Source organism: Streptomyces sp. NBC_01465, from assembly GCF_036227325.1.
Taxonomy (GTDB): domain Bacteria; phylum Actinomycetota; class Actinomycetes; order Streptomycetales; family Streptomycetaceae; genus Streptomyces.
Genome location: NZ_CP109467.1, coordinates 709,433 through 733,361 on the forward strand (window position 1 = coordinate 709,433; position 23,929 = coordinate 733,361).

Here is a 23,929-nt window from a genome sequence, read left to right on the forward strand (position 1 = left end):
TGCGTCGGCGAAGGCGGGGGCCACCGGGTTGAAGGGGCTCTCGCTCCTGCGGGCCGCTCGCGGAGGCACTTCGGCACCTGCACGCCGGGGTCAGCGCACGCACGGCGGATCCCGCCGGCCTCCACTCGGCCCTTGCCCAGGCCCGTCACGCTCTCGCTGCGGCGCGGCAGGGCTCGCCGGCGGCGGGCCGGGTGACCGGGGGTCGAGGAGTTGTCGTCCCTCACGCCCAGCGCCTTCGCTGCCTGCCCAATGCTGTACGGCGGCACACACCGCACTGCAGGGCAGACGATCAACCGAGGACGAGCGGCAGTCTCGCTGCCAGTTCGCCCAGGTCGTGCCTCTCGGAGCCAGACGTGTGCACTTCGTGATGGCGCGTGCGGAAGGCCAGGAGATCGATCCACATCCCCTGGCCTTCGCGCCGGACAGCTCCGCCGTGCAGCAGTCATTCGATCCCGGCAGCCCGTTCCCATACCCCGCCGAGTGCTTGCGCATCTCTGACCGGATCAGCGCTGCCGGTTCTCGTACGGCCCGCCCCGAGAGGAAGTTCAGCTCACCCGGACCGCATCCACGACGGTCTGGTCGACGGTGCTGCCTGCCGCGTTCTCGCCCTGGACCCGCAGCGAGACACTGTCAGCGCCCAGCGGGGCCTTGACCGTGACGCTCGCCCCGTGCGCCGTGACATCGGCGCTGAGCGTGTGCCACGTCTTTCCGCCGTCGTACGAGGCCTGGACGGTCGCCCGGGTGACCGGCGACGCGGAGCCGTCGGCATTACGGAAGGCGACCTTCAGGCTGTGAGCCTTGCCCGCCTTGATCGAGCTGTCGAGACCGACGCCGTCCAACTGGTAGTCGGCGAGCAGCATCGGCAGGGTCTCCGGGTCGGTGCCCGTGGGCGCCGCCGAGGAGAACGTCCAGGCGGTGTGCGCCTGCGTGCTGACCGTCGACCAGGCGGCGGTGCGCTCGGCGTCCACCTCGAAGCGGTACTCCGACTTCGCGGCGGGCAGGCCCGTGATCTGTGCGTAGGGATACTCCGCCGCACCGAGGAGCTTGCCGTCGCGGTAGGCGCGGAACGCGTCCGTGTCACCGTCGCTCAGCGAGAAACTCTCCCAGGAGAGACCCGAGGCGGTGGCCCACACCGGGATCTGGACCATCATGCCTTCGCTGTCGCGCGACGGGGTCAGTCCCGTGGCCGGTGCGGAGACCGCGGGGGACGTGGCGTGCTGGACGGGCGCGAACCAGTCCTGGTCCGCCGTGCCGCCCGGCGCGTAGGTGTTCAGGGCGGAGGCGCTGGTCGCCGAGGTGTACGTGGGTGTCACGACCCGCTCCCACTTGGTGCCTGTGGCATTGACGTACACGTGCTGGCTGGTGCCCATCGCGACGGGGCGGATCGCGCCCGCGCCGCTGTTGTTGGCCAGGCTCAGGCCGAGCCAGCCGCCACTCGCCTGGGCGAGAGCCGGATCCTCGGAGGACGCGTAGGTCTTCAGCCTGATGTCGGCCATCTCCGACTGCGCCGGGTCGAAGGTCTGGTCGGCCGAGATGCCGTTCGACTGACCGTCCACCAGCTCGTAGGAGTAGGAGGGGGTCGCCTCTCCGGCCAGGCTGACAGAGACCGGGCGCTTGATCACCGCGGCGGCGACCTTGTCACCCGCCTTCTTGAACACACCGAACACCGGGACGTCCGCCGGGTACGAGCCGACGTACCGCTCGTTGCTGTCGTTGACGACCATGACGGCCGCGGGTCCGGCGGCCAGGACTCTCGGCAGCACGGTGGAGAAGAAGCTCTCGCTTCCCACCCTGATCAGCGCGAGCCTGCCCTTGACGGGGTGCTCCGCGAGGTCCGCCTCCGTACCGTGTCCGGCGTCGACGACAGTGAGGCGCCGGGTGCCGTCGAATGTGGCCGTGTAGGGGAAGGACTCCGCCTTCAGGTCGTACGCACCGGAGGGCAGCGTCGCCTTCGCGATGACCGCAGGCGCCTGCAGACTCCAGTTGGCGGTGAATCCGAAGGTACCGTCCTTCGCCGCCGGCGAGGGGATCGCCCAGTGGTGTCCGCCGCCCAGACCGAGGACGTAGGTGCTGCCCACACCGACGGACTGCCCCGCAGCACGGCGGCTGACGCTGATGATGAGGCTGCGCAGTTCACTGCGCTTGGGCGTCTTCGCCTTCAGCGGCTTCGCGTCACGGCCGTCGGCCTTGAGCGAGACGTCCTGGTCGCCGACGGTGAACTCGGGCAGTCCGAAGGAGACGGTGTCGGATCCGGAGCGCAGATGACCGACGATCGTGTAGCGGCCCGGCTTGAGCTGCGCGGTCGCGATGCCGTCCGGGCCCATCCCGAGCCGAGCGGGCGGGGTGGAACTGTCGGTCAGGCTGTAGAGCGAGATGGCGCTGCCGTTCTTGGCGGGTGTGCCGTCGGGCATCACGCCCTTGAGCGTGAGCTTGACGGTGGGCTGTTCACGGTTGAGGGCGACAGTGGCGTGGGTCGTCACTCCGTCCCCGGTCCCGGTGATGGTCCCGGTGTAGGTGCCGTACGCGGTGGCGAGGTCGGGCGCCACGGTGACCTGGAGGTCCTTCGCGCCGCCCGCGGGCAGCGTCAGCGTGTCCGCGCCCAGGGTGAGGGCGCCGTCCGCCACGGCACCGCCGTCCAGGTTCAGCGCGCCGGACAGGTTGAGCGTGACCTCTTTGTCGGAGGTGTTGTGGAAGGTGACCGACCTGGTGACCGGGGCCGACGTGCCCTTGGGCGCCACGGTGCCGAAGGAGGCGTTGGTGGCCCAGACGGTCTCCTTGATCGCGTCCGGCACATATGTCCGGCCCGATCCCTCGGCGAAGCCGCCGCCGTCGAGGACCTTCGCACCGGACATGAGGGCGCCCTTGATGTCCGCCGCGGTCCAGTCCGGGTGCGCCTCGGCGACGATCGCGGCGGCGCCCGCGACGTGCGGGGTGGCCATCGACGTACCGCTGGAGGAGGTGTAGTACTGGTCGACCGGGGTGCCCATGCTGGTGCCCGCGGCGCGGGCCGCGACGATGTCCACGCCCGGAGCGGCGATGTCCGGCTTGAGCGCGTTGTCGTTCAGACGCGGGCCTCGGCTGGAGAACGAGGCGAGCTGGTCCTGTTTGTCGACGGCCGCGACGGTCAGTGCGGCGTCGGCGGCGCCGGGAGAGCCGATGGTCGTCGGCTTGGGGCCGGAGTTGCCCGCCGCGATCACGAACAGCGAGCCGGTCTCGGCGGTGAGGGTGTCCACCGCCATGCTCATCGGGTCCGTGCCGTCACTGGCCTGTGCAACTCCCAGGCTCATGCTGATGACCTTGGCGCCGCTGTGCGCGGCCCACTCCATGCCCGCCAGGACCGAGGAGTCGGATCCCGACCCGTTGTCCCCGAGCACCTTGCCGATGAGGAGATCGGCCTCCGGCGCGACCCCCTTGTACTTGCCACCGGACGCGGCACCGGATCCGACGATCGTCGAGGCGACGTGCGTACCGTGGCCGAAGCGGTCGACGGCGTCGTCGCTGTCGGAGAAGTTCTTGGTCTCGGCGATACGGCCGGCCAGGTCGGGGTGGGTGGCGTCGACGCCGGTGTCGAGTACGGCGACCTTCACGCCCTTGCCGTCGTAGCCCTCCGCCCAGGCCTCGGGGGCGCCGATCTGCGGGACGCTCTGGTCGAGAGTGGCTTCGACCTTGGCGTCGAGCCAGACCTTGCTGACACCGTCGGCGAGCTTCTTGGCCGTTGCCCCGTCGCGGGTGGAGCGCAGGCCCGACCAGAACGTCCTGGTGTTCTTCGCCTCGACGCGGGCGGCCGCTGCCTTGAAGCCGGGCAGTCTCCGTACCTGCTTCGCACCTTCGGGTACGGGGGCGGACGCGTCCTTGTTCTGCACGATCAACGGCACGGCGGCGCCGTCGGCGTATCCCTGCGCGATCAGTGCGTCCACGTCGAAGAGGCGCGCGTCGAGGGCACCCGAGGCGAGCAGCGGGCGGGCCTCGTCGGGGATCACCGTGATGTTCGTGCCGTACTGGTCGATCTCGGCGCTGCCGCCGGGATTGCCGGGCCCGGCCTGGAACATGACGTTCTGATGCTCGCCCTTGCCGGTCACGATCACACTGTCTCCGGTGATCAACCGGACTGTGTGCGCGGCGGCAGCCGCTGCGGTCGGCCTGAGCGCGTGGACGCGCGGACCGCCGTCCGGGGCGGCTCCTGCCGGAGTGGCGCCGGCGGCTATGAGCGCGGTCAGCGCCACGGCCACGGGCAGAGAACCCTTGGTGAAGGGTCTGGACATGGTGAAGCAACTCCTTGTGCAGGGAGGCGAAGTGGGGGTGTCGAACGGAAGCTTGTATGCCGGTAAGTGGAAGGGACAAGCGATTCTGGACGGCGCTTTTGTGCCACTACGCGTAGACGACCAGTTGGGACAGCCGCCTCTGAATGAGCCGATGCCCGACGGCCCCCGCTCAGGTGACCCGCGGGTCACGATCCCGGCGAAGGGGGCGGACGATCAGCCGAGTACGAGCGGCAGTCTCGCCGCCAGTGCACCCAGTTCGCTCTTCTCCGGCCCGGTCGGCGCCCGCCGCCCCGTGCCCACCAGCAGTGCGTCCGTGTCCGAGAACGACGCGGGGAACCCGGCCCCGGCGATCTCCTCCAGCATCGCGCGCGTCCGGGCGAGCCCCTCCGCGGGCGGCCCCTCCACGCCCGTGAGGTGCGCGGTCAGGTCGAGGTGGTGCAGGGTCCACTCCAGGACGTACGCGGAGAGGTAGTCGCCCGCGGTGAGCACCATGTCCTGGGTGGCGACCCGCCGGGCGGGGTCGGCGAGTTCGGCAGCGCGGCCTGCCGCGGAGCCGACGTCGTCGAGGTGGAACTTGAGCAGCTTCGGCTCCTCGTACGCGGCGGCCAGCCGGACCGTCAGCGCGTCCAGCGGGTCGTCGCCGGTGGGCGGCGTCCCGGCGACGTGCCAGTAGGTCACCGCGTCGCGGGTCGGTTCCGTGTCCGCCGGGGTCACCAGGGTGATCAGTACGTCCTGGGCGTCGATGACCAGATGGCACACCAGGTCCCGCACCAGCCAGCCGGCGCAGCCGGAGGGCTGCGCGAAGTCCTCGTCCGGCAGTTCGGCCACTGCCGTGCGCAACGCTGTCCAGGAGAGTGAGAAGAGATCCACCTCTGCAAGGTACCCACCGGTCGGAAGGTAATGGCCGGGTAACGCCTCCTCCTTACCGTGCCCCTCAATCGGAGCCCGGCCTGCGGAGGTGTGTCCCATGGCTTCATCAACCGCGGAACGTGTGGAGATCCGCCTCATCGGGGGATTCCGGGTGGCGGTCGACGGGATCACGGTCCCCGGGTCCCGCTGGACACGCTCCGGGGCCTGCCGGCTGCTCAAGACGCTGGCGCTGGCCGGCGCGGGCGGTGTGGGGCGCTCCCGGTTGTGCGCTCTGATGTGGCCCGGGGTTCCGGCGACCGCCGCGGCCGGGAGGCTGCGGGTCGATCTGCATGCCCTGCGCCGGGTGCTGGAGCCGGAGTTGAGGCCACGGGCCGAGTCCAGGTACGTACAGTCCCTGCCGGACGGTGTGCTGCGACTGGTCGCCGGTCCGGTCCGGGTCGATCTCTGGGAGACCCGGTCGGCCGCGCACGCCGCGACCACCGGCGAACTGGAGCGGCTCGCCCGGTCGTTGCTGCCGGAACTCCTCCCGCAGGACGTCGCGATCCCTTTCCTCGCCCTGCGCCGGGAGGAGTTCTCCGGGCTGCGCCGGGAGGCGGTGGTCGCGTACGCCTCGCGCTGTCGCGGGTCCGACCGGGCCGAGGAGGCGGTGCGGCTGCTGCGGCGGGTGCTGGCCGCCGATCCCCTCGCCGGCGATGTGTGCCGGGCCCTGCTGGAGGCTCTGCTCGCGCTCGGCCGCGGCCTTGAGGCCGTACGGCACTTCCATGCGCATCGGCGCGCGTTCGGTGAGGCGTACGGGCGGGCCCCCGACCGTGTGCTGGGTGCGCTCTTCTCCCGCGCCGTCGAGGCCACGGTTCCGCCGCCACGCCCGGAGACGCGACCGGGGACCGGGACCGAATTCATCGGCAGACAGCGGGAGTTGGCGCTCGTCGCCGCGCTGTCGCAGCCGTCCGTGCCGCGCGTCATCGCCCTCGGGGGCGAGCCGGGGATCGGGCTCAGCCGGACGCTCGAGGAGGCCACGCGCCGGCTCAGGGCGCGCGGGGTGACCGTGCTGCACGGGTGGCACACCGGTCCGGAGGGTGTGCCGTACGACCCTGTCCTGGCGGCATTCGACGACTTCGCGCGGCTGCTCACGCCGGAGGGACGGGGCGAGTTGGCGCTCCGCTGCCCCGAGCTGGCCGACGCACTGCCCGCTCTCCACGGCTCGGGACGGTCCGCGCCGCATGTGTGGGCTCCGGACGCCGTACGGCTGCTCGCGGAGCTCGCCCGGCATCGACCGGTCGCCGTACTCCTCGACGACGTCGAGGCGGCCGCGTCCGACGCGCGCGGTCTGCTGCGGCGGCTGATACGGCGCAGTGCGGACACCCGGGTGCGGTTCGTGGTGGCCGAACGGCACAGCGGCGGCCCTTCGTCCCTCCCCGCGAGCGAACCCGTGCACCGGCTGACCCTGGAGCGGCTGGACCGGGCGCAGTGCGCGCGGCTGGTGACCGGGGTGGACGGGCGGAGCCTCCCGGCCGACGAGATCCACCGGCGCTCCGGAGGCAACCCGCTGTTCGCGCTGGAGCTGGCCCGCGGCGCTCTGGACCGCGCCCTGGTTCTGCGGCGGTTGCGTCGTGAACCCGCGGGAGTACGGCACCTCCTCGATGTGCTGGCCCTGCGATCGGACCCCATGCCCTACCCTCAGCTGATCCTGGCCGCCTCCGGGCAGTTCCCCCGGTCGGAACTCGTCGCGGCGGTGGACCGGTCGGTCCGTACCGGATGGGTGCGCACGGTCGACGGGCCCCGGTACGAGATCGCGGTGCCGGCGGTCGCGTCGGCACTGGCGGAGGAATACGGCGGATGCCGTCGGCCACTGTGGCCGACGGCATCCGCGATGCGCTGTTCCGATACGGCTACTTCAGGGCGTACGCCCGGGTGATGTCCTGCGAGGTGCGGTTCCCCTCGCTGTCCCAGACCTCGGTGCGCAGGCTCACGAACCCGTTGGTGGCGGACAGTTCGGGGTGCTGGACGGTGGCCTTGAAGGTGTTGGCGTCCTTGCGGCTGACCGTGACCGGCTGCCAGGTGGCGCCGTCGTCGTAGCTGACGGACACCTTCGCACCGGCCATCGTGGTGGATGCGATGGAGGCCTTCGAGCGGGAGGCGTCGACGGTGAAGGAGAACGGTTGCCCCGCCGCAACCTTGTTGGTGATGTCGGCCTTCATCCCGTAGTCGAGCAGGACGACCGGCAGCGCCTCGCAGAGCGTCGCCTTGGGGACGGTGACCTGGCAGTCCTTGACGGACATCGCCGTCGGGGCCGCCGAGGAGAAGCTGTACTCGGTGTGGGTCTTCGTCCCGAGGTTCACCCCCGGGTAGTCGGCCGGCCTGGCGGTGTCGTCCACGAAGCGGTAGCCCGCCTTCTCGGGCACCATCAGCTTCGAGATGTCGGTGATCTTCTCGCCGTCCCGGTAGTACGTCCAGGCCCGGGACCGGCCGCTCTTCAGGAAGTGATCGGCATCCGAGTCGCCGCCGAGCTGGGGGACGAACACCGTCCCGGCATCCGTGCGGCAGAAGTTGCAGGCGTACGCGGTGACGTTGGCCGGATGCATCACCGGCGCCCACCAGTCCTCGGTGGACACGGCCCCGGGCTGGTAGCCCTTCGCCGTCTCGTCCTCCTCGCCCGCGCCGGTGGTGCTGGCCCAGATGGCCTGCTGGTACGTCAGGCCGTGCCCGGCGCGTACGTAGTCCTCACGGGTGTGCCCCTGCTGGAGGAACTCGGCGGAGCGGATCGAGGTGATGGGGTAGGAGCCCCAGGAGTGGATGGTCCCGTATCCCATCCGGGCGGCGCCGTCGACGTGGAAGGAGTTCTTGATGGTGGCCAGGTCCGCTGCGCGGGCGGTCATCCGCAGGCTCGCGGGGATGCCGTTGTCGAAGTCCCACTGGCCGGAGTACTGGTAGCCGGACTCCGCCACGCCCTTGAGCGAGATCGAGGTACGTCCCTGGGCGACGGCGGCGGCGAGCGCGCGTCCGTCGGCGTAAGTGGTGGCGAAGTACGGCACGTTCACGCCGAGGACCACGATGGACTGCGGTGCCTGGGTGTTCGGCGCGACGACGACCGCCTCGGCGCCGGCTGCCTCGGCGGCCCTGATCCGGGGTGCCGCGGCGCTGACGCCGTCGACGTGGAGCAGTGCCGCCTTGCCCGTGACGTCGACCGCGGCGAGGTCTTCGGCGGAGCCGCTGCCCGCGTCGACGACGTCGTACTTGTACGTGCCCGAGAACCGCTTCAGGTAGCTGGAGGTCTTGGCCGCGAGGGCGAAGGTCTCCGGCCGGGTGACCGTCGCCCGGATCAGCGGTTCACGCTTCGCCTGCCAGAAGGAGGACAGCAGTTCGCCGGTGGCCGGCTTGGCCGCGGGGATGGCGCCGTACTGCTCCTGTGTCCAGCTGGAGAGACCCGCGATGCCGTACATGGCGCGCCTGGTGCGGTTCGGGGCGTACCGCGTGATCTGGTACGACATCTGCGAGTCCTCCAGGGCCCGCGTCTCGTCCGGCAGCCGCATGTCGAAGTTGGTCGCGGTGGTGGCGTCGACCGTGGCCGTGGCGTCCTTGGTCGTCAGATCGACCTCGGGGACGCTGAAGACGTCGGTGGAGTAGTCGACGGCCGCAGGCTGGCTCGGCGCGGTGGCGAGAACTCCGGTGATGGCGTACTTGCCCACGGGCAGGCGCAGTTCCTGGTGACCGGAGCTCACCGTGTACGAGCTGTAGAAGCTGTTGTCGAGACCCATGACCGAGAAGTTGGCGGTCAGGGCAGTGCCGCCCAGCCGGTTCTTGAAGTCGATGGCCAGTCCTCGGCGCTCGGCCTCCTTGGTGAAGCCTATGACCGTGTGGGCGCTCTGGCCGTCGGCGGTGGTCGCGGTGAGGTATCCGCTGTACTGGCCGGTGGCCACGTCCGTGGGGTCGAGGGTGACCGTGACGTCGGCGGTACCGCCCGCGGGGATCGTGACGCTGCTGTTCGAGAGCGACAGGGCTCCGTCGGGCAGGGTGCTCCCGGTGGCGGCGGAGAGTGCGACGGTGGTCTCGGTCGCGGTGGGGTTGGTCAGGGTGACCTTGCGGGTCTCCTTCTCGTACCCGGTCTCGCTCCACTCGACGAGGCCGAAGTCGCCGCTTCCGGCGAGCTCCAGCTCGGGGTCGAGGGCCGCGGGGATGTCCACCCGGCCGTCGCCCTGCTCGTAGACGGAGGGGCCAGTTGTGATCTTGGCGTGGGTGGTGAGCGCCTCCTTGATGCGCTGACCTGTCCAGTCGGGGTGGCGCTGCGCGAGGATCGCGGCGGCGCCCGCGACGTGCGGGGTGGCCATGGAGGTGCCGCTCGCGGAGGTGTAGAACTCGCCGCTCGGGGTGCCCATGGTCGTACCGGCCGCGCGGGCCGCCACGATGTTCACTCCGGGGGCGGTGATCTCCGGCTTGATGGCGTTGTCGCCGATGCGGGGGCCTCGACTGGAGAAGCCCGCCAATACGTCGGACTTGTCGACGGCGCCGACGGTGAGTGCGGAGTCGGCTGTTCCGGGACTGCCGATGGAGCTCGCCGCAGGTCCGGCGTTGCCTGCGGCGATGACGAACAGGGTGTCGCTCGATGCGCTGAGACGGTCCACGGCCTGCGTCATGGCATCGCCGCCCGCGGTGGCGGGACCGCCCAGGCTCATGCTGACGACGTCGGCACCCTGGTCGGCGGCCCACTCCATGCCCGCCATGATCCAGGAGTAATCGCCGCTGCCGCCGTTGTCGAGCACCTTGCCGATGAGCAGGTCGGCCTCGGGGGCGACGCCCTTGTACTTGCCGCCGGAGTTGGCACCACTGCCTGCCACGGTCGAGGCGACGTGGGTGCCGTGGCCGTGGCCGTCGGTGACCGACAGGCCCGGCACGAAGCTCTGGGTCTCGGTGACCCGGTCCTTCACATCGGCGTTGGTGAGGTCGACGCCGGTGTCCAGGATGGCGACCTTGGAGCCCTTGCCGTCGTAGCCCTTGGCCCAGGCCTCGGGTGCGCCGATCTGCGGCACGCTCTGGTCGAGGCTGATCTTCGCCTTGCCGTCGTACCAGACCTTGGTCACGCCCGCGCTGCCCGGGGCCGTGACCGCCTTGCCGTTCCTGGGCGCCTTGCTGACCGGTTTCACCTGCTGCCAGAAGGACTTGGCGTTCTCCTTGCCGACCTGGACCCCGGCCATGTCCAGCCGGTCGAGGACGGCGCCGCGTTCGCTGTCGGGCAGGGCGTCCGCCCGCTTCGCCAGCGTGCCGGCGTTCGGCTTGTCGCCGTAGGAGACGATGACCGGGAGCGTGTCGGAACTGCCGTCCGCGTGGCCGTCCTTGATGAGCTGGGTGACGTTGAAGAGCCGCGCGTCCAGCGCACCCGATGCCACTCCGTCCAGTACGTCCGACGGATAGATGTAGAGGTCTCCGTCGGGACCGGAGACCGTACGGAAGGTCTTGGCGCTGCCCGCGGCCGCGTTGGCGTCGACGGACTGCTTGCCGTCGGGCGCGGTGCTGACCGTCACCGTGTCACCGGTGACAAGAGTGACGGTGGCCGTACTCGCCGTCCGCTGCGCGGAGTTGACGAGCCCGGTGGGAGCCTGCGACGCCTGTGCGCCGACGGTGCCGGTGAGCGAGGCTCCGAGTGCGACTGCTACGGCGGTGGCCAGCAGTCCTGCTCTCGTTCTCCCTCGTAGGGGGTGCTGCACGTGCTCCTCCTTGTTCGGGGGACATGGTGCGGGGCACGCCGGACACCCCTGCATGACATGGCATGTACGGGACATCCCTGCGTGCTCCGGACGCTACCGGCGGTGACGGACGAGGCAGAAGGGGCTGCTGCGGCGCTTACGTGACAGCGGCACCTATGCGCCCGCCGATCCAGCCGTGCCGGGCCGCGTGCCAGCCCAGCTGCATCCGCGTCGCCACCCCGGCCCGGTCCATGAGCCCGCGCGCCCGGCGCAGTACGGTCCGCCGGCCCACGCCCAGCTGTCGCGCGATCACCTCGTCGGTCAGACCGCTGAGCAACAGGGTGAGCAACTGGAGTTCCGTCTCGTCCAGTTCGGGATCGTCCCGGCCCTGCCCTTCGGCCGCCGGATCAAGGGGCAGCGCACTGCTCCAGGTCTGCTCGAAGAGGCTGATGAGCGCATCGAGGAGCGGGCTGGGGTGGATCAGCGCCGAATCATTGAGGCCTTCCGCGGTGACCGACGCCGGCACGATGGCCACCGCGCGGTCGACGATCATCATCTTCAACGGCAGCCGGTGCGTGGCACGCGCCTCCTCGCCCGCCGCGACGTAACCGCCGATCCGTACGAGGCCGCCCAGCTGCTCGATGGCGAGGCGGTCGTACACCGTCCGGTACCGCACCCCGGCGGCCAGTTGCTCCATCTCGCAGCTGTTGCCCATGGCCGCGCCGTCGGCGTCCGCCGTGACGTACGGCGGCATATCGAAGATCATCACCTCGTCCTGGGCCGTACGCTGGATCTGGTCGATCCGCTGGGCGACCGCCACATCCGGGGTGAACTCGACGGCGGCCCTGCCGTCGCCGGGCCGCGGGATGCTGCGGTACTCGTCCACCAGCCGCCCCATCGCGGCCCGCGCCGTGTGCAGTTCCTGCATCCGGCGCAGCAGCAGCACCTCGCCCACGATGTCCGGAGGAGAGGCGATCAGACGGGCCCGGCCACCCGTCGTACGGCTCAACAGCCCTTTCGCCGCCAGCCCGTCCAGCGCGGTCGCGGCAGAGTCGGACGGAACTCCGGGCAGGGCGGGAAGCCGGTCGGCCCAGCAGGGTCCTGACCGCACCAGCGCCTGGTACAGCTCCGCCTCGTCGGACGTCAGTCCTAGGGCCTCGAGCACGGCGTCTCCTGAGAATCGTCGGGATGTACCACCAGCCTCACCGCGCGCCGCGCCCCCGGGAACCGCCTTCTTCGGCCGTACGCCCCCTCCGTAACGGGGCAGTAACTCCCGACTGGCTAGGCTGTGGTCATGTCCGCATCAGCCAACCCCCACAGACCGGGGCCGGCCCCCGTGCGGATACAGCTGCTCGGCGGCTTCCGCGTCCAGCGCGGGGACGGGGTCCCCGTCCCCGCCACCTGGCGGCGCAGCAGTGCCAAGACGCTGGTGAAGCTGCTCGCCGTGGCGCCGGGGCTGATGCTCCACCGGGAGCGGGTCATGGACGTCCTGTGGCCCGACACGGCCATGGACGCGGCTCTGCGCAATCTGCGGGTGACGCTGCACGCCGCACGGCACGCCCTGGAGCCCGAACTCGCCCCGCGCGCCCCCTCGTCGTACCTCCTCGCGGACGCCGAGATGCTGCGCCTGGCACCCGGTCGCGTCCGCATCGACACGGACGAGGCGCAGGAAGCCGCCCTGGCGGCACTGGCCTCGGGCGACATTCCGGCCCTGCAGTCGGCACGGGCGGCGCTGGAGGAGGAGTTGCTGCCCGAGGACCGCTACGCCGACTGGGCCGAGACACACCGTCGTACCCTGCACGAACTGCACGGACGTCTCACCCCCGCACTCGCCGCCGGACTGCTCGCCGCCGGGCAGACGGACGAAGCGGTCCGGACGCTGCGCTCGGCCGTCGACCGCTCCCCCACCGACGAGCCGCTCCAACTGCTGCTCGCCCGGACGCTGTTCGACACGGGCCGCCCCCGGCAGGCCATCCAGCAGTACCACGCCTGCCGCGAGGCGCTCTCGGAGGAGCTGGGTGTACGGCCGGGAGCCGAGTTCGAACAGCTCCACCGCTCCGCACTCGCCTCCATCGCCCCACGCCGCGCCGCGGTGTCCCCCGCCGTACCCGCACAGCTGCCCGCGGTGATCCGCCGCCCCGCCGCGCTGCCGCTCTTCGGGCGCGAACACCCCCTGGCGCTGCTGACCGCGCACACCACGGCCACCGGCCCCGCCCCTCTCGTGCTGGTCCGCGGAGAGCCCGGCATCGGCAAGACCAGGCTGGCTGCGGAGGCCGCCCGGGACGCCGCCGACCGCGGGGCGTCCGTGCTGTGGGGCACGAGCCACGAGGCGGAGGGGCACACTCCGTACGGCGTCTTCGCCGACGCCCTCGACGCCCACCTGGCCGGGTGCACGGCCGCCGAGCGGGCCGTCATCGGCACCGAGCATCCCGGTCTCGCCGCGCTGCTTCCCGCGCTGGGAGCGGCGCCCGCCGCCACGGGGAGTCCGGAGGAGGAGCGCGCCCGGCTGTTCCGCGCCGTGTCGGGACTGCTGACGGACATGGCGGCCGTACGCCCCGTACTGATCGTCCTGGACGACCTGCACACCGCCGACCCCGGCTCCCTGGCCCTGCTGCACCACCTGGTGCGCACCGCGCATCCGCGCCGCTGGCGGTTCATCGCCACCTGCAGGGACGAGGCGCTGCCCCCGGGTTCGGCCTGGGGGGAGATGCGGGACACCTTCGTCGGCCGGCGGATGGCGGTGGAGATCGACCTGCTGCGGCTCAGCCGCGCCGACTGCGCCAATCTGGCCGCACGGGCCGTGGGGGGCGGCCGGACCGCGGCGCGCGGGGTCGCCTCCCGCATCTTCGAACTCTCCCTGGGCAACCCGCTGTTCGTGCTGGAGCTGACGACGGGCGCGTACGAGGACCTGGAGCGCACGGCCGGACCGCGCGGCAGCGGCGCGCCGGACGCGATCGCCGTGCCCGACAGCATCCGCAGGATGGTGTCGGGCCGGCTGAACCGGCTTCCCGAGAACGTCAGACGGGCCCTGGCCGCGCTCTCCGTCGCGGGCCGCGGCGCGGTGTCGCTGACCGAGTTCGAACCGGTCGCCGCCACCGGCCTCCACCCGCCCCTGACCGGACCCGCCGTGGTGGCGGCGCTGGATGCGGCGCTGCAGGCCGACATCGTCGAGGAACGCGAGGTCGCGGTGGGCGGCCGGCCCACCGCGGGGTACGCCTTCAAGCACCCGCTGGTCCGCCTCGCCTGCGCCGAGCAGCTGAGCACCGCGGCGCGCCGCCAGCTCCACCGGGCGTTCGCCGACGCGGTGCTGAGGGTCCGTCCGGAGGCGGTCGACACGCTCGCCTTCCACCTCTCGCGCGCCGACGACGTACGCGCGACCGAATACCTCCACCGTGCGGCACGGCGCGCCGCAGCCCTGTACGCGAACGACAGCGCCTGCGACTACTACGAGGACCTCGTCGCCCGCCTGGACGCCGCCGGTGACCCGTCCGCGGCAAGCGCCCGCCTGGAGTGGGGCATCGTCCTGCGCCACAGCGCCCGTTACACCGAGGCCGAGTCCGTCCTGGGACAGGCGCTGCACGAGCTGACCGCCGCCGGGGAGGAGGCGGGCGCACTGCGGGCGACGGTGTCGCTGGGCGAGACGCTGGGCCGGGCGGGCCGGGCGGCGGAAGGACTCGCTGTCCTCTCCGCGGCGCCTGCACTGCGGGAATCTTCCGCCGGCACCGGAGAGGGACGAGCCTCACTGCACCTGGCCATCGCCTCCCTCAGCTTCCATGCCGGGCTCGTGACCGAGTCGCTGGCTGCGCTCGGGACCGTACAGAAGGAGGCGGCGGAGCTGCCGGAGGTGGTCCGGCTTCCGCTGCTCGCCTCGATGTTCTCGACGCGTGCCGCCTGTCTCGTGGTGACCGGACAGCTCAGGGAGAGCCGTGAGGCGGCCGAACGGGCGCTCAGCATCGCCGAACAGACCGGGGATGCCGCGCTGCACTCCAGCGCCCTGTCGGTGGTGGGCGAGCTGGCCCGCAAGGACGGGCGGCCGGAGGCGGCGAGGGACTGTGCGCGCCGCGCGGTCACCATCGCCCGCCGCACCGGCGACCCGTCCGTACTGGCCTTCGACCAGAGCAATCTGGCGGGCGCCGAACTGCTCCTGGGCGAGCACCGGCGGGCCACGGCGCTCGTGGAGACCGCGGTAAGGCTCGCCCGTTCGCTCGGCCGGACCTGGTGTCTGCCGTACGCGCTGATCATCCTCGCCGAGGTACGGCTGCGCACCGGGCGTCTGGAGGAGGCGCAGTCCGCCCTCGAGGAGTGCGCGCTGGCCGTCGGCGCGAGCGGCGATGCGCAGCTCAGGGAGGGGCTGCGGCGCCTCAACGAGGAGCTGGACGAGGCCCGCGCCGCCGCTGCGCGCTGACAGACCGGTCAGTGGTCCGGCGCACCTCCGAAGTCCCCGTGCCGCCCCGCGCCTGCCGCGAACCGGGCCGCGCCCTCGCCCGCCTGTTCCAGCGACCGCAGCCCGTGGCGGAGTTCGCCCGCCATCGCCTCCGCCTCGTCGAGGCCGTCCTGTTCGAGCAGCGACAGCCGGTCGCCGCGCAGACAGGTCTGCGGGAACGCGGCGATCGTGGCGGCGAGCTCCTCGGCGGCCGCCCGTGCGCCACCGTCGGGAACCACCCGGTTGGCCAGTCCGATGGCGTACGCCTCCGCCGCGTCCACCGACCGCCCGGTGAGGACGAGGTCCATGGCGCGGCTCGCCCCGATCAGCCGCGGCAGCCGTACGGTCCCTCCGTCGATCAGCGGTACGCCCCAGCGGCGGCAGAACACCCCGAACACCGCGGACTCCTCGACCACCCGCAGATCGCACCAGAGCGCAAGCTCCAGACCGCCCGCCACGGCATGGCCCGCGACGGCCGCGACGACCGGCTTCGTCAGCCGCATCCGGGTGGGCCCCATCGGCCCGTCCCCGTCGACGGTGACATCGTTGCGGCGCCCGGTGCTCATCGCCTTGAGGTCCGCGCCCGCGCAGAACGTGCCGCCCTCGCCCCAGAGCACCGCCACCGCGGCCTCGGGGTCGGCCTCGAACTCCCGGAACGCGTCCGCGAGTTGCCGGGCCGTGGGCCCGTCGACCGCGTTGCGCACCTGTGGCCGGGCGAGCACGACCGTGGTGACAGGACCCCTGCGTTCGATTCGTACGGACAATCCCCTGATCCTTCCTCTTGGCCTGACGGCCCTCCTGCCCGACACTGAGCCGATGACGCAGCGCGTGGAACTCGCGACCGTGATGGACCGCCTCGACATCGACGAACTGATCACCGGATACGCGGTGGCGGTCGACGACGGCCAATGGGCGGACTACCGCGGCCTGTTCACCCCGGCCGGCCGTGCCGACTACCGTACGTCCGGCGGAATCGAAGGGCCCGCGGGGGAGGTCGCCGACTGGCTCGCGGAGATGATGCAGCTCTTCCCCGTACGCCAGCACCTGATCGTCAACCGCCGGCTGCACATCCAGGATCTCGGCGGCTACCCCGGCGACCGTGCCGAACTGCAGGCCGACTATGTCAATCCGATGCGGCTCAGGTCGCCCGACGACGAGGACGACCGGTCGACGGAGCCGAACTTCGAATCCGGCGGACGCTATGCGTTCAGCCTGCTGCGGACCGACCGCGGCTGGCGGATCCACAAGGTCGTCGTCCACGAGAAGTGGCGGCGTACGACAGGGGCGCTCGCCACGGCCGGCTGACGCGCCCGGGGGAACAACCCGCTGTCCATGATCGCTCCGCTCCCCCACACTGAGGGGGAGCACACAGAGCGGGAGGCGCGGCATGCAGAGGTTCCTGGTCTCGACCTGGTGGCGCGGCGCGGTCGCGCTGCTGGCCGGGGCGCTGCCCGCACTCGCGTTCCCCGCGCCGTCGCTGTGGTGGTTCGCCTACGTCGCCCTCGTCCCGTGGATGCTGCTGATCCGCTCGGCGCCCACCGCGCGGAGGGCGGCGCTGGACGGCTGGCTCGGCGGCACCGGCTTCATGATCGCCGTACACCACTGGCTGATGCCGAGCCTCACCGTCTTCATCGTGGTGCTCGCGGCCCTGCTCGGTCTGTTGTGGGCGCCCTGGGGCTGGCTGGTGCGGCACATGCTGGGTGGCGCTCCCGCCCCGGGCCGGGTCGCCGCGGCACTCCTCGTCGTCCCCTCCGGCTGGCTGATGGCGGAACTCGTCAGGTCCTGGCAGGGCTTGGGCGGGCCGTGGGGGATGCTCGGCTCCAGCCAGTGGGAGGTCGGCCCGGCGCTGCGGCTGGCGTCGGTCGGCGGGGTGTGGCTGGTGAGTCTGCTGGTGGTGGCGGTGAACACGGGGGTGCTCGCGCTGCTGGTCGCGGAGTCGGCCCGTACGGCGGCAGCTGCCGGAATCGTGGGGTGCGCGCTGGTCACCACGGCTGTCGCGGTCTGGGCGCCGAGGCCCCAGGAGAGCGGCCGGACGCGGATCGCGGTGGTCCAGCCGGGCGAAGTCGCCACGCCCCAGGCAAGGTTCGCGCGCGAGGAGGCGCTCACGCGCACGCTCGCCGGGCAGGACGTGGACCTGGTGGTGTGGGGCGAGAGCAGCGTCGGCGAGGACCTGGCGGCCCGGCCCGATCTGGCCGCCCGTATCGCCTCGCTCTCCCGGCTGGTCGGCGCGGACATCCTGGTCAACGTGGACGCCCGGCGCTCCGACAAGCCCGGCATCTTCAAGAGCTCGGTGCTGGTCGGCCCGGCCGGACCGACGGGCGACCGCTACGACAAGATGCGGCTGGTCCCCTTCGGCGAGTACATCCCGGCCCGTTCCCTGCTCGGCTGGGCGACCTCGGTCGGCAAGGCCGCAGGCGAGGACCGGCAGCGCGGCACGCGCCAGGTGGTCATGACGCTTCCCGGCGGGCTGCGTCTCGGTCCGCTGGTCTGCTTCGAGTCGGCGTTCCCCGACATGACCCGGCAGCTGACGAAGGACGGCGCGCAGCTGCTGATCGCGCAGTCGGCGACCTCGTCGTTCCAGCACAGCTGGGCACCCGAGCAGCACGCCTCGCTGTCCGCGCTGCGGGCGGCCGAGACGGGCCGGCCCATGGTGCACGCGACGCTGACCGGGGTGAGTGCGGTGTACGGGCCCGACGGCCGCAAGGCGGGTCCTTGGCTCGGCACGGAGCGCGACACCGCGGCGGTCTACGGCATTCCCCTCGCCCACGGCACGACGCTCTACGTCCGCTTCGGCGACTGGGCGGTGCACGGGGCGGTGGCGGTGATCGCACTGTTCTGCGCGCTCACCGCCGTGCGGACCTTCAGGCGGCCTGCTCCAGAGCCCGCAGCACCACTTGCTCGCACAGCTCGTGAGTCAGCAGCGCGTCCTGGGCACTGAGCACCTTCCCCGCCCGTACGGCTTCGAGGAACGACAGCACGCTCTGCTCGATCCCGCGCTGGCGCGCCACCGGCACCCAGTCGCCGCGCCGGCGGACGGTCGGCTGGCCCTTGTGGTCCACGATCTCCGCGAGGTTGACGACCTGACGCTTGGTGTCCTGACCGGAGACCTCGAGGATCTCCTCGGTGGAGCCGCTCATCCGGTTCATGGTGCCGATCGCGGTGAAGCCGTCGCCGGAGAGCTGGAGCACCACGTGGTGCATCAGGCCCTCGAGGATCCGGGCCCGTACGTCGATGTGCTCGAACGGCCCCGGGAGCAGGAAGCGCAGCGTGTCCACGACGTGGATGAAGTCGTCGAGCACGAGGGTGCGCGGGTCCTCGGGAAGGCCGACGCGGTTCTTCTGCATCAGGATCAGCTCGCGCGGGTGCTCGATGCACTGCGCGTAGCCGGGTGCGAGGCGGCGGTTGAAGCCGACGGCCAGGCTGGTGGAGCGCTCGTCGGCGAGAGTGACCAGCTGCTGGGAGGCGGCCAGGTCGTACGCGAGCGGCTTGTCGACGTACGTGGGCACGCCCGCCTCGATCAGCCGCGTGACGATCTCGGGGTGCACGGCGGTCGGCGCGTGCACGAACGCGGCGTCGAGCCCCTGCGCCAGCAGCGAGTCGAGGTCGGTGTGGCACTGGGACGCCGGGATCTGGTGGGTGTCGGCGACCTTGGCGAGGGTGGCCGGAGTGCGGGTCTGCAGATGCAGCTCGACCCCGGGCAGCGTGGTCAGTACGGGCAGGTAGGCCTTCTGCGCGATGTCGCCGAGCCCAATGCAGCCGACCTTCACGGGGGCCTCCCTCAATGCGGTGTTTCGTCCTGGTGTCGTGCCTGGGCAGCATACGTGGGCCGGGCCCGCTGCCGGTCAGCGGCGGAGGTGAAGGCGCTGGGCCCTCTTCACCCGTGCGGGCCAACCTTTTCCACCGGGCTCCCCAACCGACCGCGCAGGCAGCAGAGTTGCGTGGGTGCACCAGAAGAAGATCACCGCAACGCTCCTGGCCGGACTGGCCGTCTCGGCCGCCTCCGGCTGCATGGCCGTCTCGGCCTCGCCCGTACCCACACCGTCCGCGCAGTCGGCGCCGTCCCGGCCCGCTCCGTACGTGGAACCGCAGATCGTGCAGGCTCCTGCGATCGAGGCACTGGAGGCGGCCGGGCCTGCCGAGACCGCGGACCCCGCCCGGACGGCCCGTACGAACCCCTCGACCCCCGCAGCACCAGAGGCCCGGCGCCCCGAGCGGTCCGCCGCACCCCGGTCCCGGCCCGTCGTGCAGCGCCACAAGACTCCCGCGCCGCGCGTCGACCCGGCCGCCCCCGCCGCCTCGTCCGACATCTGCGCGCTCGGCCAGGGCTACGGCGGCTGGCAGCCCGACAGCCCCGAGGCGCGCATCTGCCGTCAGACGTACGGCAATTGACCGGCCCCCGACCGGTCAGCTCTCCCCCAGCCGCCACTCCAGTCGGTCGATCGCCGCGCGGACCCCGTCCCCGTACCCGTCGTCGGCGAGCGCGTCCGACGCGGACCGTGCGCGGGCCAGATGGCTCCGCGCGGCGTCGCGACGCTCCAGCTTCAGATAGTCGGCGGCCAGGTTGAGATGCAGGGACGGGTAGAAGCCCCGGACCGCGAGTCCGGCGTGGTGCTGGTCGACCCGCCGGTCGTCCAGACCGTCGGCCGCGGACAACGCCCGCAGATCCCAGAGCAGTTCGTCCTCGGGGTCGTCCTGGGTGTCCGCCATGTAGTGGGCGAGGGTGCAGCGGTGCAGCGCGTCGCCGTGCTCGCCGATCTCCGCCCACAGGGCGCCGAAGCGATTGCGCGCCTCTTCCCGGTCACCGCCGTGGAGCAGCATCATCACCTGCCCGATCCTGGTCATGACAGCGTCCCCCGACGCCTCCTGCCGCTGCTCCGTCACTGCCGACTCCTTCTCGTCCGTACCGTGCTGCAGACGCTAGCCGCCGCCACTGACAATCCGGCTCAGCCCAGGTCGGGAATCCGCCAGTCGATCGCCTCGTGGCCCTGCGCCGCGACCCCTTCGTTGATCTGCGTGAAGGGCTGCGAACCGAAGAACTTCTTCGCGGAGAGCGGGGAGGGGTGCGCCCCCTTCACCACGATGTGCCGCTCCTCGTCGATCAGCGGCAGCTTCTTCTGGGCGTAGTTCCCCCAGAGGACGAAGACCACCGGGTCGGGGCGCGCGTCGACCGCGCGGATCACCGCGTCGGTGAACTTCTCCCAGCCCTTGCCCTTGTGGGAGTTGGCCTCGGACGCCCTCACCGTCAGTACGGCGTTGAGGAGCAGCACACCCTGCTCGGCCCACGGCATCAGGTAGCCGTTGTCCGGCACGGGGTGTCCGAGCTCCTCCTTCATCTCCTTGTAGATGTTCCGCAGGGAGGGCGGGGTCTTCACCCCGGGCCGCACCGAGAAGCAGAGCCCGTGCCCCTGCCCCTCGCCGTGGTACGGGTCCTGGCCGAGGACGAGCACCTTCACCCGGTCGTACGGCGTGGCGTCCAGCGCGGCGAAGACCTCCTCGCGCGGCGGGTAGACCGGCCCCTTGGCCCGCTCGTCCTCGACGAACTCGGTCAGCTCCTTGAAGTACGGCTTCTGCAGCTCGTCCCCGAGGACGCCGCGCCAGGACTCGGGCAGCAGTGCGGTGTCGGTCACGTCAACAACCTCCGGTATTCGTTCCGTTCTCGAAGACAGAACTTACCCGCGACCACTGACAACGGCCCCGGGCGATCGGATCGCCCGGGGCCGTGCACGGAAAACGACCGGTCAGTGCACACCGGCGTTCAGGAAGATGCCGCCGTCGACGACCAGCGTCTGCCCGGTGACCCAGTCCGACTGCTCGGACGTCAGGAACGCGGCCGCGCCCCCGATGTCCGCCGGCACACCGAGCCGCCCCAGCGGGTAGGCAGCGGCGGCCTCCGCCTCGCGGCCCTCGTACAGCGCCTGGGCGAACTTGGTCTTCACCACGGCCGGCGCGATGGCGTTGACCCGCACCACCGGCGCGAACTCGTGCGCCAGCTGGACGGTCAGGTTGACCATCGCCGCCTTGCTCATGCCGTACGCACCGATGAACGGCGACGGCGAGAGCCCGGCGACCGAGGCGATGTTGACGATCGCCCCGCCGTTCTCCTTCTGCCACGCCTTCCACGTCTGCTGCGCGAAACCGAGCGCCGAGATGACGTTCGTCTCGAACACCTTGCGCGCGACGTTCAGGTCGAGCTCGGCCATCGGCCCGAACACCGGGTTCGTACCGGCGTTGTTGACCAGGAAGTCGACGCGCCCGAACGCCTCCATGGTGCGCTCCACCGCGACCGCCTGGTGCTCGACGTCGTGGGCCTTGCCCGCGACACCGATCACCCGGTCGGCGCCGAGCTTGTCGACGGCCTCCTTGAGGGCGTCCTCGTTGCGTCCGGTGATGCAGACGCGGTCGCCGCGCGCGACGAGCGCCTCGGCGATCCCGTAGCCGATCCCACGGCTCGCGCCCGTGATCAGCGCGACTTTTCCACTGTCCTGTACGTCAGTCATGTCGGCCCTCTCCCGGTTCAGTTGAGCGGTCCGCCGGCGACATACATGACCTGGCCCGAGACGAAGCCCGCGTCCTCGCCCGTGAAGAAGGCGATGGCGTTGGCGATGTCCGCCGGGAAGCCGACGCGCTGGACCGGGATCTGGGTGGCGGCCGCGGCCTGGAACTCCTCGAAGCCCATGCCGACGCGGGCCGCGGTCTGCGCGGTCATCTCGGTGACGATGAAGCCGGGGGCGACGGCGTTGGCGGTGATGCCGAACTTGCCGAGCTCCTTGGCGAGGGTCTTGGTGAAGCCCTGCAGACCCGCCTTGACGGCCGAGTAGTTGGCCTGGCCGCGGTTGCCCAGCGCGGAGGACGAGGAGAGCGAGACGATCCGGCCGAACTTGGCGTCCACCATGTGCTTCTGGACGGCCTTGGCCATCAGGAACGCGCCCTTGAGGTGCACGTTCATCACGATGTCCCAGTCGGACTCGCTCATCTTGAAGAGGAGGTTGTCGCGGAGCACACCGGCGTTGTTGACGAGAATCGTCGGGGCGCCGAGCTCGGCGGCGACGCGCGCCACGGCGGCCTCCACCTGGGCGCTGTCGGAGACGTCGCAGCCGACGGCGAGGGCCCTGCCGCCGGCCGCGGTGATCTGCTCGACCGTGTCCTTGCAGGCCGCCTCGTCGAGGTCGAGTACGGCTACGGCACGGCCCTCGGCCGCCAGTCGTACGGCGGTCGCGGCGCCAATGCCCCGCGCCGCCCCGGTCACGATGGCAACGCGCTGCTCGGTGGTGGACATCCTGTGGTCTCCTCGCCCTCGGATCACGGCTCTCGATCACTGAGCAACCGCTTAGTCGCTCAGTAGTCGAGACGCTAGAAGCCTTGGCACCCGGTGTCAACGGCCTCAGGAATCAGCAGCGAAGATCACACTCGCCCCGTGCCCGCCTCAGTGCACCAACAGCCGGAGCAGCCGCTCCAGCTCCGCCTCCGGGTCCAGGGTCAGCCCGGTGTGCACGGGACCCGGCTGTACGACGGTGGAGCGCGGCGCGATCAGCCACCGGAACCGGCGCCCCGGATCGTCACCGGACGCCTGCCCGGCCGCGTCCCCGCCCCGGCAGATCCCCTCGACGGCGTGGAGCGCCGCCCGTACGCCGGCGACATCCGCCCCCGGGTCCAGCGCCGCCAGTTTCGCCTCGTCCAGATGCGTACGGGCGGCGACGTAGGACTTCGCGCGGCAGTAGACCACCACGCCCGCGTTGAACACCTCACCGCGCTCGACCCGCGGCATCACCCGCACGAGTGCGTACTCGAAAACGTCCCGATGGCTCACTGGCCGCCGTCCTTCTTCTTTGCCGGGTGCGGCCACGGCGTGAGATGATCCGTCAGCCAGCCCGGCGCGTTCGAGGGCCTGGCGGCGGTCGGCGGGCCGAAGTTGATGCGTTCGTGCATGCCCGCGGCGCGCTCGAGGAGCACCTCCACATACGCACGCCGGAGCGCATCGGTCGTGTCGAAGCCCTGCTCCCCCTCCAGCCAGACGTCGGGTACGTCGGCGGCGCACGCGGTCAGCAGCTCCTCGGTGACGAGGGGCGCGAGTTCGGCCGCGGCGGCGGCGACATCCGGTGCGAACGGCGCGAGAGCGTGGTCGGCGGCGTCGTACGGCTTGGTGCCGTAGTTCTTCGCGGACGGCCAGTTGTGGTGCCAGATCATGGTGGCGCCGTGGTCGATGAGCCACAGATCGCCGTGCCAGACCAGCATGTTGGGGTTCCGCCATGAGCGGTCCACGTTGTTGATGACGGCGTCGAACCAGACGATCCGCCCGGCCTCCTCGGCCCCCACCTGGTAGGCGAGGGGGTCGAAGCCGATCGACCCCGGCAGGAAGTCCATGCCGAGGTTCAGCCCGCCGCTCGCCTTGAGGAGCTCCTGCACCTCCTGGTCGGGCTCGCCCAGACCGATGACCGGGTCGAGCTCCATCTGCACCAGTTCGGGGATGCGCAGCCCCAGCCTGCGGGCGAGCTGCCCGCAGATGACCTCGGCGACCAGGGTCTTGCGGCCCTGTCCGGCGCCGGTGAATTTCATGACGTACGTACCGAGATCGTCGGCCTCGACGATCCCCGGAAGCGAGCCGCCCTCACGCAAAGGCGTGACGTAGCGGGTCGCTGTGACTTCGGTGAGCATGACGCCAGGTTACGTCGGGGGCGCAGGCCGACGATCACTTGTTT

18 protein-coding genes are annotated in these 23,929 nt (G+C 71.4%); 6 read left to right on the forward strand and 12 right to left on the reverse strand.

The window, feature by feature from the left end:
* The first annotated feature begins 334 nt into the window (after positions 1 to 334).
* Positions 335 to 652: a nucleotidyltransferase domain-containing protein gene (locus OG707_RS42420; protein WP_443071257.1), complete on the forward strand. Its 318-nt coding sequence runs from the start codon at positions 335 to 337 to the stop codon at positions 650 to 652.
* Here OG707_RS42420 and OG707_RS03110 read toward each other — a convergent pair.
* A complete protein-coding gene (locus tag OG707_RS03110) occupies positions 546 to 4,262 on the reverse strand; it encodes a S8 family serine peptidase (RefSeq protein WP_329114061.1) in 3,717 nt (1,238 codons plus the stop codon). The two genes, OG707_RS42420 and OG707_RS03110, sit on opposite strands and share 107 nt — an antisense overlap.
* A gap of 213 nt (positions 4,263 to 4,475) precedes the next feature.
* Positions 4,476 to 5,132 (reverse strand): maleylpyruvate isomerase N-terminal domain-containing protein, encoded by a 657-nt coding sequence (locus tag OG707_RS03115; protein ID WP_329114063.1) that lies wholly within the window; start codon positions 5,130 to 5,132, stop codon positions 4,476 to 4,478.
* A 97-nt stretch (positions 5,133 to 5,229) separates the two neighbouring features.
* Between OG707_RS03115 and OG707_RS03120 the strand changes: the two genes are divergently transcribed.
* Entirely contained in the window at positions 5,230 to 7,047 is a 1,818-nt protein-coding gene (locus OG707_RS03120) for an AAA family ATPase (protein ID WP_329114065.1), read from the forward strand.
* Here the strand turns inward: OG707_RS03120 and OG707_RS03125 are convergent.
* Both OG707_RS03125 and OG707_RS03130 read right to left on the reverse strand, forming a co-directional pair.
* Positions 7,022 to 10,831 (reverse strand): S8 family peptidase, encoded by a 3,810-nt coding sequence (locus OG707_RS03125; RefSeq protein ID WP_329114067.1) that lies wholly within the window; start codon positions 10,829 to 10,831, stop codon positions 7,022 to 7,024. The two genes, OG707_RS03120 and OG707_RS03125, sit on opposite strands and share 26 nt — an antisense overlap.
* 136 nt (positions 10,832 to 10,967) lie before the next feature.
* On the reverse strand, positions 10,968 to 11,975 hold the full coding sequence (locus OG707_RS03130; protein ID WP_329114069.1) for a TrmB family transcriptional regulator: 1,008 nt from the start codon (positions 11,973 to 11,975) through the stop codon (positions 10,968 to 10,970).
* A gap of 129 nt (positions 11,976 to 12,104) precedes the next feature.
* Between OG707_RS03130 and OG707_RS03135 the strand changes: the two genes are divergently transcribed.
* Positions 12,105 to 15,215 (forward strand): ATP-binding protein, encoded by a 3,111-nt coding sequence (locus tag OG707_RS03135; RefSeq protein WP_329114072.1) that lies wholly within the window; start codon positions 12,105 to 12,107, stop codon positions 15,213 to 15,215.
* Positions 15,216 to 15,223: 8 nt separating this feature from the next.
* Here OG707_RS03135 and OG707_RS03140 read toward each other — a convergent pair whose 3' ends face one another.
* Positions 15,224 to 15,997, reverse strand: coding sequence for a crotonase/enoyl-CoA hydratase family protein (locus OG707_RS03140; RefSeq protein WP_329114074.1), 774 nt, complete (start codon positions 15,995 to 15,997; stop codon positions 15,224 to 15,226).
* 52 nt (positions 15,998 to 16,049) lie between these two features.
* Between OG707_RS03140 and OG707_RS03145 the strand changes: the two genes are divergently transcribed.
* Both OG707_RS03145 and lnt read left to right on the forward strand, forming a co-directional pair.
* A complete protein-coding gene (locus tag OG707_RS03145; RefSeq protein WP_329114076.1) occupies positions 16,050 to 16,538 on the forward strand; it encodes a nuclear transport factor 2 family protein in 489 nt (162 codons plus the stop codon).
* Between the two features lie 82 nt (positions 16,539 to 16,620).
* Positions 16,621 to 18,171, forward strand: coding sequence for an apolipoprotein N-acyltransferase (lnt, locus tag OG707_RS03150; protein WP_329114078.1), 1,551 nt, complete (start codon positions 16,621 to 16,623; stop codon positions 18,169 to 18,171).
* Here the strand turns inward: lnt and OG707_RS03155 are convergent.
* Entirely contained in the window at positions 18,095 to 19,000 is a 906-nt protein-coding gene (locus OG707_RS03155) for a Gfo/Idh/MocA family protein (protein ID WP_329114080.1), read from the reverse strand. The two genes, lnt and OG707_RS03155, sit on opposite strands and share 77 nt — an antisense overlap.
* Before the next feature lie 175 nt (positions 19,001 to 19,175).
* On the opposite strand from OG707_RS03155, the gene OG707_RS03160 reads away from it, so the two are divergent.
* Positions 19,176 to 19,622 (forward strand): hypothetical protein, encoded by a 447-nt coding sequence (locus tag OG707_RS03160; RefSeq protein WP_329114082.1) that lies wholly within the window; start codon positions 19,176 to 19,178, stop codon positions 19,620 to 19,622.
* A 15-nt stretch (positions 19,623 to 19,637) separates the two neighbouring features.
* Here the strand turns inward: OG707_RS03160 and OG707_RS03165 are convergent, their stop codons facing one another.
* From OG707_RS03165 to OG707_RS03190, 6 genes are all read right to left on the reverse strand, one after another.
* Positions 19,638 to 20,075, reverse strand: coding sequence for a hypothetical protein (locus tag OG707_RS03165; protein ID WP_329127591.1), 438 nt, complete (start codon positions 20,073 to 20,075; stop codon positions 19,638 to 19,640).
* A 101-nt stretch (positions 20,076 to 20,176) separates the two neighbouring features.
* Positions 20,177 to 20,860, reverse strand: coding sequence for a uracil-DNA glycosylase (gene ung / locus OG707_RS03170; protein ID WP_329114084.1), 684 nt, complete (start codon positions 20,858 to 20,860; stop codon positions 20,177 to 20,179).
* 111 nt (positions 20,861 to 20,971) lie between these two features.
* Positions 20,972 to 21,730 carry an SDR family oxidoreductase gene (locus tag OG707_RS03175; protein WP_329114086.1) on the reverse strand — a complete coding sequence of 253 codons (759 nt, stop codon included), beginning with the start codon at positions 21,728 to 21,730 and terminating at the stop codon, positions 20,972 to 20,974.
* Positions 21,731 to 21,747: 17 nt separating this feature from the next.
* The gene (gene fabG / locus OG707_RS03180; RefSeq protein ID WP_329114088.1) at positions 21,748 to 22,509 is read right to left on the reverse strand and encodes a 3-oxoacyl-ACP reductase FabG; all 762 of its coding nucleotides are present in this window, start codon (positions 22,507 to 22,509) and stop codon (positions 21,748 to 21,750) included.
* A 147-nt stretch (positions 22,510 to 22,656) separates the two neighbouring features.
* The gene (locus tag OG707_RS03185) at positions 22,657 to 23,040 is read right to left on the reverse strand and encodes a DUF3037 domain-containing protein (RefSeq protein WP_329114090.1); all 384 of its coding nucleotides are present in this window, start codon (positions 23,038 to 23,040) and stop codon (positions 22,657 to 22,659) included.
* On the reverse strand, positions 23,037 to 23,885 hold the full coding sequence (locus OG707_RS03190) for a HipA family kinase (protein WP_329114092.1): 849 nt from the start codon (positions 23,883 to 23,885) through the stop codon (positions 23,037 to 23,039). Before OG707_RS03190 ends, OG707_RS03185 begins: the two co-directional genes overlap by 4 nt.
* Between the last annotated feature and the right edge of the window lie 44 nt (positions 23,886 to 23,929).